Source organism: Bacteroidales bacterium, from assembly GCA_026418905.1.
Classification (GTDB): domain Bacteria; phylum Bacteroidota; class Bacteroidia; order Bacteroidales; family DTU049; genus JAOAAK01.
Window position 1 is genome coordinate 100,804 of sequence record JAOAAK010000003.1, and the last position, 17,658, is coordinate 118,461.

General features: G+C 35.0%; 13 protein-coding genes. 6 read left to right on the forward strand and 7 right to left on the reverse strand.

Translation table 11 applies throughout. The features are described 5' to 3' along the window. Positions 1-1,383 (reverse strand): class II fumarate hydratase, encoded by a 1,383-nt coding sequence (gene fumC, locus N2Z72_00665; protein ID MCX7696188.1) that lies wholly within the window; start codon positions 1,381-1,383, stop codon positions 1-3. A gap of 65 nt (positions 1,384-1,448) precedes the next feature. On the opposite strand from fumC, the gene mnmD reads away from it, so the two are divergent. From mnmD to N2Z72_00680, 3 genes are read left to right on the forward strand one after another with little or no spacing between them, the layout of a single operon-like run. Continuing rightward, positions 1,449-2,177 (forward strand): tRNA (5-methylaminomethyl-2-thiouridine)(34)-methyltransferase MnmD, encoded by a 729-nt coding sequence (gene mnmD / locus N2Z72_00670; protein MCX7696189.1) that lies wholly within the window; start codon positions 1,449-1,451, stop codon positions 2,175-2,177. Next, a complete protein-coding gene (locus N2Z72_00675; GenBank protein ID MCX7696190.1) occupies positions 2,137-2,613 on the forward strand; it encodes an NUDIX domain-containing protein in 477 nt (158 codons plus the stop codon). Before mnmD ends, N2Z72_00675 begins: the two co-directional genes overlap by 41 nt. Next, positions 2,613-3,779 carry a hypothetical protein gene (locus N2Z72_00680; GenBank protein ID MCX7696191.1) on the forward strand — a complete coding sequence of 389 codons (1,167 nt, stop codon included), beginning with the start codon at positions 2,613-2,615 and terminating at the stop codon, positions 3,777-3,779. The genes N2Z72_00675 and N2Z72_00680 overlap by 1 nt, the downstream gene beginning before the upstream one ends. Before the next feature lies 1 nt (position 3,780). On the opposite strand, the gene N2Z72_00685 is transcribed toward N2Z72_00680, so the two are convergent. Continuing rightward, positions 3,781-6,708, reverse strand: coding sequence for an FAD-binding oxidoreductase (locus N2Z72_00685; protein MCX7696192.1), 2,928 nt, complete (start codon positions 6,706-6,708; stop codon positions 3,781-3,783). Between the two features lie 160 nt (positions 6,709-6,868). Here N2Z72_00685 and N2Z72_00690 point away from each other — a divergent pair, with 160 nt between their 5' ends. Further along, the gene (locus N2Z72_00690; GenBank protein ID MCX7696193.1) at positions 6,869-8,452 is read left to right on the forward strand and encodes a T9SS type A sorting domain-containing protein; all 1,584 of its coding nucleotides are present in this window, start codon (positions 6,869-6,871) and stop codon (positions 8,450-8,452) included. A 31-nt stretch (positions 8,453-8,483) separates the two neighbouring features. Here the strand turns inward: N2Z72_00690 and N2Z72_00695 are convergent, their stop codons facing one another. The 5 genes from N2Z72_00695 to N2Z72_00715 are packed head-to-tail and all read right to left on the reverse strand — an operon-like array spanning position 8,484 to position 14,372. Next, positions 8,484-9,197 (reverse strand): response regulator transcription factor, encoded by a 714-nt coding sequence (locus tag N2Z72_00695; protein ID MCX7696194.1) that lies wholly within the window; start codon positions 9,195-9,197, stop codon positions 8,484-8,486. Between the two features lie 4 nt (positions 9,198-9,201). Beyond that, on the reverse strand, positions 9,202-10,194 hold the full coding sequence (locus N2Z72_00700) for a polyprenyl synthetase family protein (GenBank protein MCX7696195.1): 993 nt from the start codon (positions 10,192-10,194) through the stop codon (positions 9,202-9,204). 2 nt (positions 10,195-10,196) lie between these two features. Continuing rightward, on the reverse strand, positions 10,197-11,144 hold the full coding sequence (locus N2Z72_00705; GenBank protein ID MCX7696196.1) for an NAD-dependent epimerase/dehydratase family protein: 948 nt from the start codon (positions 11,142-11,144) through the stop codon (positions 10,197-10,199). Positions 11,145-11,147: 3 nt separating this feature from the next. After that, complete coding sequence (gene rfbA, locus N2Z72_00710) at positions 11,148-12,014, reverse strand: glucose-1-phosphate thymidylyltransferase RfbA (GenBank protein MCX7696197.1); 867 nt, start codon at positions 12,012-12,014, stop codon at positions 11,148-11,150. A gap of 12 nt (positions 12,015-12,026) precedes the next feature. Beyond that, the gene (locus N2Z72_00715; protein MCX7696198.1) at positions 12,027-14,372 is read right to left on the reverse strand and encodes an MMPL family transporter; all 2,346 of its coding nucleotides are present in this window, start codon (positions 14,370-14,372) and stop codon (positions 12,027-12,029) included. Between the two features lie 17 nt (positions 14,373-14,389). Here N2Z72_00715 and N2Z72_00720 point away from each other — a divergent pair, with 17 nt between their 5' ends. After that, positions 14,390-15,589 carry a DUF1343 domain-containing protein gene (locus N2Z72_00720; protein ID MCX7696199.1) on the forward strand — a complete coding sequence of 400 codons (1,200 nt, stop codon included), beginning with the start codon at positions 14,390-14,392 and terminating at the stop codon, positions 15,587-15,589. A gap of 7 nt (positions 15,590-15,596) precedes the next feature. Continuing rightward, complete coding sequence (locus tag N2Z72_00725; GenBank protein MCX7696200.1) at positions 15,597-17,645, forward strand: hypothetical protein; 2,049 nt, start codon at positions 15,597-15,599, stop codon at positions 17,643-17,645. Positions 17,646-17,658 lie beyond the last annotated feature (13 nt).

The window sequence follows — 17,658 nt, forward strand, 5'->3', positions numbered from 1 at the left end:
TTATGTCATTTTTGATGGATCTACCCAACGATCAAAATCCTCGGCAGAGACGAACCCCAATTGCACGGCAGCCTCTTTTAGGGTGATATCTTCGTTATAAGCTTTTTTAGCTACCATCGCAGCTTTTTCGTATCCAATATACGGATTTAAAGCAGTAACAAGCATAAGTGAATTGTTTAAATTTTCTTTGATGCGTTTTACATTAGGTTGAATTCCAACGACACAATTATTAGCAAAAGAATAACATGCATCTCCTAATATACGAGCAGCAAAGAGAAAGTTATATATCATCACAGGCATAAATACATTTAATTGAAAATGTCCTTGCATCCCACTTACGGTTATAGCAGTATCACAACCAATAACTTGAGCACAAACCATGGTCATAGCTTCTGCTTGAGTAGGATTTACCTTACCAGGCATAATGGACGATCCAGGTTCATTTTCTGGAAGTATAACTTCTCCGATTCCACATCGAGGCCCACTAGCTAAAAGACGAATGTTATTTGCGATATGCATCAAGCTTACAGCTACAGTTTTTAAAGCTGAACTGGCTTCAACGATACCATCATGGGCCGACATGGCCTCAAACTTGTTCTGTGCTACAACAAATGGGAATCCAGTAAACTGAGAGATATATTCAACAGCTTTTTCATCAAACCCCTTGGGAGCATTTAACCCTGTCCCAACTGCGGTTCCCCCAATGGGAAGCTCCAATAAATGGGAAAAAGAATTTTTTATGGTTTTGATGCCATGATCCAGCTGAGAGACATAGCCGGAAAATTCCTGTCCTAATGTCAATGGTGTTGCATCCATGAGATGTGTACGACCTGTTTTTACAATCGTTTTAAACTCTTCACTTTTACTTTGGAGTGTATCTCTAAGTTTTTCTAAAGCTGGAACAGTATGTGTAACCAGCATTTTGTAAGCAGATATATGCATGGCCGTGGGAAAAACATCATTGGTGCTTTGACTTTTATTAACATCGTCGTTAGGATGTAGAACTTTTTTCGTATCATCTAACTTACCTCCCATCAAAACATGAGCTCGATTCGCAATAACTTCATTGAGGTTCATGTTGGTTTGAGTTCCGGAGCCCGTTTGCCAAACCACTAGAGGAAACTGATCAGCTAATTCACCTTTGATGATCTCATCACAAACTCGTGCAATTAATTCTGCCTTTTCTTTTGAAAGAACTCCTAGATCATAATTGGCATAAGCCGCTGCTTTTTTAACTATAGCCAGAGCTTCAATCACTTCGACAGGCATCGGGGTGCCACCTATCTTAAAATTCTCTAAGGAACGTTGTGTTTGAGCACCCCAATACTTATCAACAGGAACTTTAACTTCCCCCATTGTATCGTGTTCTATTCTATAACCCATAATTAATTTTCATTTATTTACAAAAATAAAATGTTTAACTAAAATTAAGAACTTTGTAGAAAAAAATGAAACAAACTCTACGAATTGTTGTTACTGAAGACGGAAGTACTACTTTCTTCTCGCCTGATTATCAAGAACATTTCCACAGCATTTCTGGAGCTGTGGGCGAAAGCCAACACGTTTTTATCAAACAAGGATTCGTTCCCAAAGCAACACAAAAAAAAATAGTTCGCATACTAGAAGTAGGATTTGGAACAGGACTTAACATGGTTTTAACTTCTCTAGAAGCAAAAAAAATGGGTGTTAAAGTTCACTACATTGGAATTGAACCTCATCTGCTTCATTGGACCGAGGTTTCCAAATTGAATTATGCCGACATCTTAAATAATGAAGAAGTTCGCGAAATACTTATGAAAGCTTTTACTTCGAATTACGTCGTCCCACGATACATGAACGATAATCTTGTATTGCAAATTCTACAAGCACCTTTAGAAGAAGTTTCACTTAAACAGCTTTCTTTCGACGTTGTTTATTTTGACGCATTTAGCCCTAGTGCTCAACCCTCTTTATGGACTCAAGATGTATTTCGTAAAATTTTCGAAGCTATGCAGTTCGAAGGTTTTTTAGTTACATATGTTTCTAAAGGAGAAGTACGAAGAAACCTTGAAAGTATCGGTTTTATTGTAGAAAGGTTAAGTGGTTTTGGAAAAAAGCGTGAAATGCTCCGAGCCATAAAGCCTTTGGCAAAAATTCATGAACATCAAACTTCTAAAGATGAATGCTCAAAATATTAAGCTTTCTATCAGAGTATATGGTCTGATTTCTGAGAATGAACATATTTTAATTTCTTACGAAAATTGGTATGATCGCAGTTTCTTTAAGTTTCCTGGTGGAGGACTCGAGCCAGGCGAATCGCCCATTCAAACGTTGCATCGCGAGTTTAAGGAAGAAATGTCTATTGAAATAAAAGATGCAGAACTGATTCATATTCCTCATAAAGTTATCTTTTCAATTTTTTACCCCAATACTCAAGTAATTCCAATTTACTATCGAGTTAAAGTTCAAAAATACAAAGACTTCCCATTGTTGAGGAAAGAGATACAACTCCCCAAGTTAAAACATAGCGAATTTGTATTCTTTTGGGTACCCTTTCAAGATGTTGAAAATTTACTTAGCTTTGAAAGCGACAAAGATAGCTGGTTCATTTTTTTAAAAAAATATCATCAATAATGACTTTTAATAATCTTCCTTTTCTAAAGGATATCATAAAGAAACTTATTCACAACGTACAACAAAAAAAACTTGCTCACGCCCAGCTTTTTTGGGGTCCAGCAGGAAACGGAAAAATGGCTCTTGCATGGGCTTTTGCAAGCTATATTTTGTGCAAAAAGCGTTCTAACGAACAAGATCAAGAGGATAGTTGTGGAACATGCATATCTTGTCGGAAAATGCAAACTTTGACACATCCCGACTTTTATTGCATTTTTCCATTTCAAGCTGATGAAGGATCAAGCCCACTTACTTCTTTTGATTATATGAAAGAATTTAGATCATACATCATTCAACATCATGGGATGGTAGATTTTTACAGTTGGCTTCTTTTTACTCATAATGCTCGCAATGAAGAAAAGAAAAAACTCGGTATCATCAACGTAAAAACTATCGAGCAACTGATGGAATACATAGAATTAACTCCTGCAGAATCAGAATATAAAATTATTTTGATCTGGCTACCTGAATATATACAATATCAAGCTGCTCCCAAACTCTTGAAAATTCTCGAAGAACCACCTTTAAATACCATTTTTTTACTCGTATCAGAAAATAAAGATCAGATCCTTCCCACCATTCTTTCAAGGTTACAACAGTGGCATATTCCACCTATTTCAACTCAGCATATTCTTGAATTCTTGAACCGACATTTTTCAAATTTTAATAGAGAAGTTCTTATTTCTGCTTCATACTTTGCAAGAAACAATGCTAGCAAGGCTGTTGAATACTTACTTTACAAAGAACAATGGGAATTCATCTTGAATTTTTTTCGAAATTGGATGAGAGCTACTTATCAATTTTTACCTAGCAAATTACTTGAACTCACTCATGAATTTGCCCAATTTAGTCGTGACCAGCAAAAACAACTCATCATCGAATCCTCTTATTTTATTTCCGATGCATTAAAGTTACATTTTAATATTTCTCCCCCCGACACTTTACTTCTCCCAGATAGAGAATTTTTTGAAAAATTCTCAAAATTTGTTACTCCTGAATTTTATTTCGCGTTCGTAATTGAAGCAGACAAGGCAATTAGGGAAATTGAGCGCAATGGCAACCCACGTCTCATTTTTCTTAATTTTTGTGAGAACATTAGAAATCATTTCATAAAACCTCAAAAATAAATCATCCTTTATTCTTGAAAGCATCCCATAAGATTTCAACAGGATGTAGAGCAACTCGTTGAGTGCCATCCATGATCTGCTGTCGGCAGCTTATTCCAGAAGCAACAACGTATTCACCATCTTTGATTTTACGAACAAAAGGAAAGAGTATTAATTCTCCAATTTTCCTACTAATGGAATAATGCTCCTTTTCATAACCAAAAGAGCCTGCCATTCCACAACAACCTGAGGGAATTTCATGTACCTCGTAATTTTCTGGAATAGATAAGAATTTTCTTGTAACATCAGTTCCCACAAGTGCTTTTTGCTGACAATGGCCATGAAAGTAGATTACTTTCTCTTCCGTAGTAAAGCAATTCCTAGATATGTAACCTTCTTCATAATCTTTGACAATCAATTCTTCAAGTAAAAGAGAGCAAGAGGCAAGTCGCATAGCTTCATTTTTTAGCTCCCCTCTGCAAAGTTGAGGATATTCATCTCGGAAACTTAGAATGGCAGAAGGTTCAATTCCGACAAGGGGCTCCTTTTCTGAAACAAGCGATGCAAGTGTTTTTACATTTTTTTCGGCTATTTTTTGTGCTCTAGCTAGTAAACCCTTCGATATGAACGTACGACCACTTATGTCATGTTTAGGTATAATCACTTCGTAACCTAGAGACGTAAGCAATTTAACAGTAACAATTCCTAATTCCACATCTTGACGATTGGTAAATTCATCCACAAAAAGATATACTCGTTTAAATTTTTTTGAAGAAGCATTGAATTTTGTTAAGTTTTTTCTTGCCCAACGTCGAAACGAAAAGGAAGAAAGCTTAAACAATTTTCTTTCTGGTGAAAATCCTAGTAAACCCAGTGATAAACGAGAAAACCAGCGAATTGATCTAAATTTATTATATATTTTAGAAAAGGGTTGTAAAATAGCCATTACCGTATCGAAATAGGCAACGATTAATGTTCGAAGCGGTACACGATGATTTTTGTACCATTGAAAAAGAAATTCGGCTTTGTATGCTGCCATGTCAATGTTAGATGGACATTCAGCTTTGCAAAGTTTACAAGAAAGACATAAATCTAAGACTTTATATAAATCCGGATGATTAAATGGATTGGGATTTTGGTTAAGCGTAAGTATTTCCCGAAGAGTATTTGCACGAGCACGAGTCGAATTCTTCTCATCCCATGTTGCTTGATAGCTTGGACACATACCTCCACGTGCTGTATGAGGTTTCCGGCAATCTCCGCTTCCATTACATCTTTCGACCGCTCTCAGTATGCCACCATCTTGACTAAAATCTAACAGAGTAGGTATAGTAGGATGAAGTTTCCCGGTTTCGTATCGTAGATGGGAAGTAAGAGGTGGTGCATCTAAAATTTTGCCAGGATTTAAAATACCGTTTGGATCGAAAGTTTTTTTTATAGCTTTAAATAAATCTATGATCTCTGGACCAAAAACGATTGGCAATAACTCAGCCCTAAGTCTTCCATCTCCATGTTCCCCACTTATTGAACCGCGATACTTTTTTACAATTTCAGCAGTTTCATAGGCTATTTCTTTGAATTTAATAACATCTCGGACGTCTTTCAAATTCAACATGGGTCGCAGATGAAGTTCCCCTGCCCCAACGTGAGCATAATAAACGCAAAAAAGGTTTAATCGATCAAAAACTTGTTGTATATCTTCGACAAATGCTGGTAAATCTTCTGGTCGAACAGCTACGTCTTCAATCACGGCAACTGGTTTGGCATCCCCTGGATGGTTAGTTAAGACTCCTAGGCCAGCTTTACGTAAGTCCCAAATTTTTTGACTTTCCTTTCCTCGTAAAAAAGGAAAATAATAACCTATACTCTTCTGTTTTAGTTTTTCTACTAATTCTTTTACTTTTTCAAAAAGCTTTTCCTCTGACTCCTCAGCATACTCAACCAGCAGAATAGCAGCAGGATCTCCTTCGACAAAGGATCGGTTCTGATGTTGCAAGGGATTTTTCGAAGCTAGATCCAAAATAGTTTTATCCATCAATTCAACTGCCGTTGGACTGGTTTCCAAGGCGACCAAATTCCCAAGCAATGCCTCCTTCAAGGTATGACAATGAACGCAAACCACGCCACTCTGAGAAGGAGGAAGAGAAACAAGATTAAGCTTCATGTTCGTTACAAGGGCCAATGTCCCCTCACTACCAGCCAAAAATTTAGCCAAATTGAATTTTTCATTCCCCCCATATGGTTCCATCTGAAAAAAAATGTCCAAGGGATAACCAGCATTTCTCCTTTTAATTTCTGGATGAGGAAACTTAGTATTAATCAAATTACGTTTTTTTTCATCGGATATAATTGAATGAATTTGACGATAAATTTCACCCTCGAGTGAGGTTAGATTCAATTTTTTTTCCCATTCAGAAATAGTTAATGGACCAAAATTTACGAGTGATCCATCCGACAAAATCGCATCTACCTCAATAACATGATCACGCACAGAACCGTATATCAGACTACGCGAACCACAAGAATTATTACCTAACATTCCACCCAACGTGCAACGAGAAGAAGTGCTTGTTTCAGGACCAAAAAATAAATGATAAGGACGTAAGAAACGATTAAGCTCATCCAATATAACACCTGGTTCAATGCGAACCCAATGTTCTTCTACATTTAATTCAATGATGTGAGTCATGTAGCGAGAAAAATCTATTACCACACCATTCCCAACTACCTGACCGGCCAACGAAGTTCCAGCCCCACGAGCAATTAAAGAAAATCCTTTCTGATTTGCTAAATCAACCAAATTTTTTACATCTTGCCAGTGCTTTGGGTAAACCACCGCCTGAGGATATTCCTTATAGACGGATGCATCAGTAGCGTAAAGTCTCCGATACAACAAACTTGTTTCAACATCAAAACCTTCTCGAGCTAAAGTCTCTATATGTAGATCCATCAAAAAATTTTCGCAAAAATATAGAGTTTTACATTGTAGAACATGTGAATGCTAAGACTTCAAAAAACAAAAAAGGTTAAACCTTTTGACATATATCAATCTTTTTTTTTTAAATGAAAATCTTGTATAATTTTGATAAACAATTCTAAAATTTTAACCTATGAAAAAGTTATTTTATTCAATCGTCGTAGTCATGATCTTATGGCTTTTAGCCTTTGGTCAGGGCAATGTAAAGCGTTTCAGTTCTATGCCTTTGAAAACTATGAATGTTCCCTGTCTTGACTCCAGCTATTACTGGATAGGTGCTAATTTTAGTCTTTTGTTTCAAAAAATGATTGTAAGTGCAAGAGTTCCCAATGCAAGTCCATTTTTAGAAGCTGAAAGAAAATATCTTCAGTATGACACCATCAATAATCAATGGCATTACTATAGCAAAACTAATTTTACTTATTTTGGAACCCATTCAGGAGCCCCTGAAGAGAGCAGGCTAGAAAGACCCTGGAGCCTGGCCATAAATGCATGGGATGATACTCTTTATTACATCAAATATACGGGTAAATATAACTATCAGATTCCATATCCTATTCAAATAATAACTAAGCAAATCCAAGGAAATTACAATTATCCTACAAGTCAATTTACTTATAAAACAAAAGATGTTTATACATTAATCAATGATTCTTGCCCTTCACAACATATTAGTTATAATTATAATTTATCAACTCAGGTGTATGACCCTACACAAAAAAGAATCTTTTCGTACGACGCCAATAATAATCTTACAAGCATTACCTATCAATTCTACGATATAAATACTTCTCAATTTACGAATAGTTTTAAAGAACTTTATTCCTTTAATGGTAACCTCCTTCAACAAAGCATAAGTCAATTTTGGGATGGCACCAATTGGGTAAACACTAACAAAACAATTAATATATACGATTCAAACAATAGGATAATTAAAAGATTCTATCTGAACTGGAATACCAATGTTTGGGATAGCTCCTTCAAGCAACTGTTTTACTACAATCCAGCTGTTGATTCTTCCATTGCTTATAGTTGGAATGTAGGTACCAACACCTGGGATCCTAACTACAAACATGCTAATTTTTACAATTCACAGGGTCAAACTCTATTTTTTATCTACTACGGATGGAATGGAACTTCATGGTACGAAGTAAATAAAGTTACTTATTCTTATGACGCCCAAGGAAATCTTATACAAATGCTGACACAAGTATGGGATGGGACTCAGCTTGTCAATAACTATAAAACTAATAATTATTATACTGGTTCAAACTTAGATTCTACCATATCATTCTATTGGGATAATGTTTTAACCACGTGGATTCCTACTTATAAGGGTTTATATTCTTATGGTACTTTAAATGAAATTATCATTGAAAAATATTATGATTATGATAATGTTAACAATCAATGGGTTGAGAATTCGAAGTATCAACATTTTTACCATATGGTAGACATCTCGACAATTCCTGCATTGATTAAAGATGAAAGTTTTTTCATATATCCAAATCCAACCAGCAATTTTCTTATTATATCTTTTAAAGAAGAGCTTTCTATCGATCGATTTATCATAAGAGATGCAAAAGGTAAAGTAATACTAAGCCAAGAGTATAATTCTCGTCAGCTTGACATTCAACAACTGTCTTCAGGCTTGTATTATTTAAGCATCATAACGAAAGATAAGCAAATCTTGACAAAGCCATTTATTAAACAATAAGTTATCTTTTTATAATTAAGCGTGATGAAGACTAATATTCATCACGCTTTTTTTTTCGCTTCTCTTGGACTTGAAGAAGAATTTCATCATTGTAGTCATCAATGGTAAAATATCCATTTTTTATAGCATATGTTACTAATTGAGCTGTGTTTCGAACGTTTGCCTTTTTAAGTATGTTGCTGCGATGAACATCGACGGTTCTGGCACTGATAAATAATTTATCTGCAATTTCTTGATTGGTATAGCCTTGACAAATGAGTTTTATAATTTCAATCTCTCTATCTGAAAAAGGACATTCTTTGTCCTCAGATTTTTGAGGGAATTTAATCATATTTACGATTTGTTCGAATAATTCCTGACTGAAGTAATTCTTATCTGCATATACAAACTGGATTGCTTTTTCCAATTCCTGAAAAGAAATATTTTTTAGAACATATCCTTTGATTCCTGCTGTTAACATTTTTTCGACATAATAATCTTCCCTATGCATAGATAAAGCTATGATTTTTAAATCTGGATGAATTTCCAATGCTTTTTCTGTGGTCTGAATCCCATTCATTTCTGGCATATTGACGTCCATAAGTACAACTTCTGGCTTCTCACCACGTTTTAAGCGATTGAGAAAATCAATGGGATTTTGACAAATATCGTAGATATCAATTACGTTAGAATACTTCGAAAGGGCTTGCATTCCTTCACAATATAATTGATGATCATCAACCAATAAAACTTTTATTTTATCCATCTTATTAATATTTTCTATTAAAAATAAAATTAAGCAAATATACAAAGATATTTTTTTTATCACTAGCAAGATCCAATTGATGAACAAGGTTCAATGCATTTTCACGGTATGAATCTAGAAGACGAAAAACCTTTTCTTCGATATTTAGACGATTGAAATAATGTTTGACAAGTTCAATTTTTTCAGTTTCAAGAATGTTTCTGTTATGATAAAGTCGTATAAATTGTTCTAATTCATTGCTAGTCAGCGATTTAGTTGCCAAGACGTACAAAATAGTTTTTTTTGCATCAATAATATCATTACCTTTTTTCTTGCCAAAAGAAACCTCATCGCCATATACATCCATCCAATCATCCTGAATTTGAAACAATAAACCAATATGAAGACCTAAGTTATACAACAAATCTAGTGTGTCCTCATTGCTTTCTCCAAGAAATGCACCTAATTTTAAACATCCACCAATTACTACAGCTGTTTTTAGCTCAATCATCTTCAAGTATTCATTTAGTTCGATCCTTTTTCTTTCCTCGAAATTCATATCCATTTGCTGCCCTTCACAGACTTGAATAGATATTTGATTGAAAATTTTCAAAGCTCCAACTAACTTTTCTTCAGAAATCTTGGTAACATATTTATAAGCATGAGCAAACATGGTATCACCAGAAAGGATAGCGGAATTTAACCCATATTTCTTAAAGACAGATGGCTGACCTCTCCTAAGATCGGCCCGATCCATAATATCGTCATGGACAAGAGTAAAATTATGAAATATTTCTACTGCAATTGCTGCATTCATAGCATCATCGAAACGAGCATTGAAAAAATCTGCTGCTAAAAGTACCAAAAGAGGTCTTAAGCGTTTTCCTCCATTTTTTAGTGCATATTGAATGGGTTCGTATAGCTCACGTGGTTCGTAGTTGAGATCTATTTTTTCCAGCTCAATCTGAAATTTTTTTTGTAGTTCATGCAAGTATTGTGAAGGAGAAATGTCTTCCATGATTACATGTTTAAAATGAAAATAGGATTTTCTAAAATATAATTTATTCCTTGTTCCAAAGAAATTAAAGGACGCTGGAGAAATTCTTTCATTTTGGTTATATCCGGTAATCTCCTAGTCATGTCGCCTTCTGGTAAAGGAGGCAAAAATTTCAAAGAAGAAGCAGAATTTGTCAGTCGTATGATCAATTTAGCTAAATCTAGGATCGATATTTCACTATCGTTGCCAATATTAATAATGTGATTGTCTGTGTTAGGGTTTTTCAAGACTGATAAAAACACATTGTATGTTGCATCTACATTGTCATCTATGTAGCAAAAAGTTCTCGTTTGACTCCCGTCACCATGGATAGTCAAGGGTTCGTTCTTAAGGGCAAGATTTATAAACCTGCTAATGACAAAATCTGTACTTTGCTTAGGCCCATATGTATTGAAAAATCGAAAGATCGTATAGCGTAACCCGTATTCTTTGTAATAGGCTTTGAGAAAAGCTTCTGAAGCATTTTTAACGATGGCATAAGGCAACCTCGAATTTAACGGAGTAGTTTCTTCATTCTGAGGGAATTCTACAGGTTCACCATAAACTTCCGAACTACTACTGAAAAAAATGCGTTTTACTCGTGCACACCTTGAAATTCGAAGAATATTTTCAATCCCGTGTAGATCATTAAGCACCTTGATAGGGTTTTGGAGCGTACGCTGTACTCCAACTGTAGCTGCATAATGGAAAACATACTCAAAAGGGTAGTAATAAAATAAAGAAGCAATTTCTTCAAAATTATTGACATCTATCTTTTTAAAAACACAACGTGGATGTTGAGGCACCTTCTGAATAGACCCGGTGGTAAGATTATCTGCAATGACTAAAAAAATATCAGGATGTTCAAGGAGTTTTTCAGCAAGGGAACTTCCTATAAATCCAGCCCCTCCAGTCAACAAAACATAAATCATAACTTACGGTTTTTGAATCAAGTTTAAAAGATATTTGCCATAGCCACTGTTCATAAGTGGCTGGGCCAGTTTTAAAAGTTGCTCTTCGTTAATGAACTTCATACGATAAGCAACTTCTTCAATGCAACCAATTTTTAAACCTTGTCGGCTTTCAATGACTTCAACAAAAAGGCTAGCTTGGAGAAGTGAACTAAATGTTCCTGTATCAAGCCAAGCTGTACCTCGACCCAATTTGATCACTTTCAATTTTCTTTGTTCAAGGTAGTATTTATTCACATCTGTAATTTCGTATTCTCCCCGAGCACTAGGTTTCAAATTTTTAGCAACTTCGATGACTGAATTATCATAAAAATACAAACCAGGAACTGCATAATTCGATTTAGGTTGTTTTGGCTTTTCCTCTATGGAAACGGCATTCATATTTTCATCAAACTCAACTACCCCATATCTTTCAGGATCAGAAACATGATAGGCAAAAATGATGCCTCCATCGGGATCAGTAGCTTTCTGCAACAATTCTTGTAAACCCGTCGAATAGAAAATATTGTCGCCCAGTATAAGACAGACCTTATCTTTTCCAATAAAAGTATCTCCAATGACAAATGCTTGGGCAAGGCCATTAGGTACGGGTTGTTCTCTGTATTCAAAGTAGCAACCCAACTGACTACCATCCTTAAGCAATCTTTGAAAATGAGGTAAATCCTGTGGTGTAGATATGATAAGGATCTCTCTAATTCCAGCCATCATAAGTACGGATAATGGATAATAGATCATAGGCTTATCATACACTGGCATCAGCTGCTTGCTCATAGCAAGAGTTAATGGATATAACCTTGTTCCTGATCCTCCAGCTAAAATGATACCTTTCATTTTAATTTATTTTTATTCATTTTCTTCTAATTCAAGCATAGAATCTTCTATGGCTTTTCGGGAAATATATTTTTCATATGACAAAATGAGTGAAGGCAATAACATCAAATTAGAAAGAATAGCCATAAGCAACGTCACCGTAACAAGATAGCCTAAAATTCTTGTTCCCCCAAAAAAAGAAAAAACAAAAATGAAAAAACCACTCATCAAAACAATACCTGAATATATCATCCCAGGAGATGTTTCACGCAAAGCATTCTTAAGAGATGTTTTCATATCATATAAATGTGAACGAAGATGCTGCCTAAATCTTGATAATAATTGAATAGCTGAATCGATAGCAATACCTAGAGCAATACTATATATAATGATAGTAGATGGCTTAAGTGGTATTCCAGTATAACCCATAAAGCCAGCTGTAAAAACAAGAGGGAAGATATTGGCTATCATGATGATTAAGATCAAGCGATAATCCCTAAAAAGGAAAAACATTAAAATGGTAATAACTATGATGGTTAGAACAACACTGTAAAACAAATTATCAACCAAATAGCGAGTTCCTTTTTCAAACACCACCGATGCACCTGTTATTCTGCATGTATACTTTTCTTCAGGAAATAGTTGCTTCATTTTTCCGGCAATAGAGTCCTTAATTGCCTTGATTTGTGGTGTAGTAAGATTTTTTAATCTAAAACTAATTCGCACAATCTGATAAGATGAATCTATAAAAGATTTAATGATATGGGTATTGTTCTCTTTTTTATTATTTAAGTTGGGAAGATAAGATAAAATAAAACCTTTTTCATAGTCATTAGGTAATTCATACATCGAGGAGTCACCCTGGTAAAAAGCTTGTTTGGCGTACTTTACCACATCAACTACTGAAATAGGTCTTGAAACACCTTGAAATGAAGAAATATAAGATTGCAATGAATCGATTCTTCTCAGAGTTGAAAGACTAAATATACCTTTCTTCTTTTTCGTATCAATAGTAATCTCCATAGGTAAAACACCAGAAAAGTTTTCTTCGAAGAAAACAAAATCTTTAAGCATTCTATGATCTTGTGGAACATCATCTAGCATGCTACTTCGGTTTTGAATGAGAAAAATGCCTACCACACTGATTAAACCAATTACGGAAAAAGATAAATATATAATTTTTTTCCTTTCTTCTATCACACGAAGAATAAAATCCTCGAATTTGTTACGCCACTTAAAAGATAAATGGTGCATGTGACGAGGTAAAGGAAGCGGAAAATAACTGAAAAGAACAGGGATTAGTACTATGGTCAGAAGAAAAATAGACAAAATAGAAGTAAAAGCAATAAGACCAAATTCTCTAAATAACACACTCGGAGCTACCATAAAGGAACCAAACCCAATGGCTGTAGTCAAATTGGCAAGAAAAATAGCAAGTCCGGTTCGTTTCAAAACATTAACCAAAGCAAGAGCCTGATTTTTGTGACACGTAACCTCCTGATGATATCGAATGATGAGATAAACAGCATTTTCTATACCTATGATAATAATAATAACAGGCAAAACACCAGATAAGATGGTAATTTTAAAGCCTAGAATATCCATCAAACCTAGTGTCCATGCCACACCTGCCAGTACTATTATCAGTGAAATTACTGTAATACGAATCGAACGGAAAAATATGAGCAACAAAATCATGACAAGCAAAAAAGCCCATATCGTAAATCTTTTGATATCAATTTTAGCTAGCTCCGTAATCATCGTGCGGATGTACGGCATTCCGGAAAAATGCAATGTAACTCCCGTCTTATCAGAAAAAAGCTGACAATATTTTTCAATTCTAGATAGAATTTCATTTCTTTTGATCGAATTCAAGAATTCATTACTGATATATATGAGCAACACATAAGCATGACTATCGGTAAAAAGAAAGTCTTTGTAAAACAAAAGAGATTTCATTACTTTAAAAAGGGAATCGATTTTTTCCTGACTTAATGAATCAGAAAAAAGCTTTTTAAGAAAAAACTTTTTCGATATTGTATCTTTTTTCAGCAATAAGATATCTTGAAAACTTAGAACAAGTTTAACACCTTCAATCTTTCTGATACTATCTTTAAGTTTTGAAAATTCATTGTAATGGTTAAGTCGAAAAATGGCCGAGTCTTTGAAGCCAATAAAAAAAATAGCACCATCTTCTTCAAACTGCTTTTTGAATTCCTGATAAGTTATACTCTCACTATCACTCTGAGGCAACATTTGAGCGTATTCATATGACATAGGCACCCACACCCCCCTGTAAGCTAAAAAAATAGTAAGTATAGAAAAAGTTATAAGTACGGTCAACCTATATCGTAGAATAAAATTTATAATTTTATACACTGTATTTTTTTGCAAAAATGAGAAAAAAAAACCAAAATATTATAGTTTTCTGGATAGTATGTGTCAATTTATCTTTTACTTACATTGTTAATTGCCAGCAAACCTGTCTTCTGACAGGTGCAGACCAAACATATCTTTATTTTCCTCTACTTCAAGGTAAAAAAGTTGCTGTTGTTGCCAATCAAACATCTTTCATCGGAAGTACACCTCTCGTTGATAGCTTAATACGTTCCAATATCAGGATCTGCAAAATATTGACCCCCGAACATGGTTTTTGGGGTATCATCCCCGATGGGAAACCCATCGCAGATTCTACTTATCGCAATATACCTGTGATTTCTCTATATGGTGAAAAAAAGAAACCCACGTCTGCTGACTTAAAAGATGTAAATATCGTGCTTTATGACATTCAAGACGTAGGTGTCCGTTTTTATACCTATATTTCAACTTTATATTACATTATGGAATCTTGCTTAGAAAACAATATACCTCTTGTTATTCTTGATCGTCCTAATCCTAATGGGTTTTATGTAGATGGATTTGTTTTAAAACCTCAGTTCAAAAGCTTCATCGGCATGTTACCCATCCCTATCGTATACGGTTTAACACCCGGAGAACTTGCATGGATGATCAACGAAGAAAGATGGCTTAGTGCGGGGAAAAAAATACAATTAACGGTGATTCCCTGCAAAGGCTACGATCACAACACAAGATATGTACCACCCATTAAACCATCTCCTAACTTAACTTCCATCGATGCTATCTACCTTTATCCTACCGTTGGATTACTTGAAGGAACTACCATGAGTGTGGGAAGGGGAACTCTTAGACCATTTGAGCTTATCGGTCACCCAGCTTTGCAAGGAGATACTTCATTTACACCTATCCCTATTGCTGGCATGAGTGACAACCCGCCTTATGCTCATCTCATTTGTCACGGTTTTAATTTAAAACATCTTGCTCAGTTACTAAAAACTACTCCTCACATTCACATCGAACTAATTATTCAATTATATCAATCATTCAAAGAAATGGGAAAAGAAAAAGAATTTTTCAAACCAGCCATGTTCGACAAACTTGCTGGTACAGACGAACTACGTAAGCTCATTATCTCGGGAAAAAATGCCAACGAGATTCGCTCAAGATGGAAGGAAGAAGTAGAAGCTTTCAAAGCAATTCGTAAAAAATATCTACTTTATCCGGATTTTGAAAATTAAATTCAATATGTATCCAGGGAAAATCAAATTATATCAATCATGGATCATTGTTTTGCTCTCTTTTATTCTCTATGCTCAGACTATTTCTTATGATTATGCCCTCGACGACTTGCTTATGATCACCGGCAATACATTTACCCAAAAAGGGCTGGCAGGTACCTACGAAATTTTCACCAACGATGCATTCGCTGGGTTGTTTGGCAAGGGAAAAACTCTCGTTGCTGGTGGACGTTACAGGCCTCTAACTCATTTCATGTTTGCTCTTGAAAAAGAACTCTTCGGCTTTAATCCACATATCGGGCATTTGATTAACGTATTATTATACAGTTGCTTGGGATGGGTAGTATTTAGATTTCTATTGCGCATAGCTCATAAATTATCATTACCTACAGAATCATGGTGGTCAATTCCTTTCTTGACAGCTCTTATCTTTGTCGTTCATCCCCTTCATACGGAAGTCGTTGCTAATATTAAAGGCCGTGATGAAATTTGCAGTCTTCTTTTCAGCCTGATAAGCATAGTGCTTGCATGGCGTTACTTTGAAAAACCTAACATCATATATTGGATTGGTTCGTTCCTTATGTTTACATTGGCTCTTTTTTCTAAAGAAAATGCCATCATGTGGCTATTTATTTATCCATTTTTCTTATTCTTGATCGAAAAAAATTTTTTAAATCGATGGAAAAATGTTGTTCTTCCCTTTTTATCACTTTTACTGCCAGCTATAATTTTCATTGCCGTTCGTAGCTGGGTGCTTGGAGGACTACTCAACACTGAACCTGTCAAAGAACTTATGAACAATCCATTTGTCTATTCAACCAAGTCAGAGGAACTGGCAACTATCTTCTATACATGGTTGTTGTATTTTAAATTGCTCATCATACCCTATCCCCTTACCCACGATTATTACCCCTTCCATATTCAAATCACTAATTTTTCCGATCCTTTGGTTTGGATCGGATTGTTTTTAACATTGTTTTCTTTCATATATGCACTTATCTACTTAAGAAAAAAACCTTGGGACGTTATAGGAATTGGAATTTTCTGGGGGACTTTCATTATCTCTTCCAATTTATTTTTCAATATTGGCACCTTTATGAATGAGCGATTTATGTTTACTCCCCTTTTAGGTTTTTCAATGTTTTTCGTTGGTTGGTTTAAAAGGAATTTCGCTCAAAAGAAATGGATCAACATGGCTTTTATGATGGTTGCTTTTATTTATTCATTACTCACTATTTTGCGAAATCCCGCATGGAAAAACAATTATACACTTTTTTCCACCGATGTCAAAACATCTTATCGATCTGCCAAGGTCAATGTATCTCTGGCTGAAATTCTTTTACAAATGTCCGACGAAACAGCACATCCCATAAAAAAGAAAAATCTTGCTGATACAGCCATTTTCTATCTAAACAGAGCCGAAAAAATTTACCCTCTCTATATCGGCGTATACGATCTTCGCGGAAAAGCACATTTTATTGTTGAAAATTTTGAAGGTTCTTATCGTGACTACGTGAAAGCCATTCAAATAGCCCCCGAACGAAAGGTATTGTATGATAATCTTTTTCTTGTAGGTCTGGCTTCCCTTACGAAAAAACAATACCACGTAAGCAAAAGTGCTTTTCTTCAACTTATGAAATTGCAGCCCGACAGTGTCAAACATCCATTCCAACTCTCTATAGTTTATGATCAAATTGGCAAGTATGATTCTACATTTTATTACCTTCATGCAGCCCTCAAAAAAGACAGTATCTATGTACCAGCACTTAACAAAATGGGAGAAATGTATGGCAGAGTAAGGCATGACTTTGCTCAATCAGAAAAATGGTTGCTAAAAGCTTATTCCCTAGATTCAACCTATTCCCCAGTCCTCGAAAATCTGGGCGTGTTATATGGAATGAAACAACAATTCACTAAATCTCTCTATTACCTTAAAAAAGCTCATCGCCTAAATCCAAAGAATCCACAAATTTTGAGAAACATTGCCATTTCTTTTGATAAGCTTGGTATGAAAGATAGTGCATCTTATTATTGGCAATTGAGTCAGAAAAAATGAAACTGTATTAAAA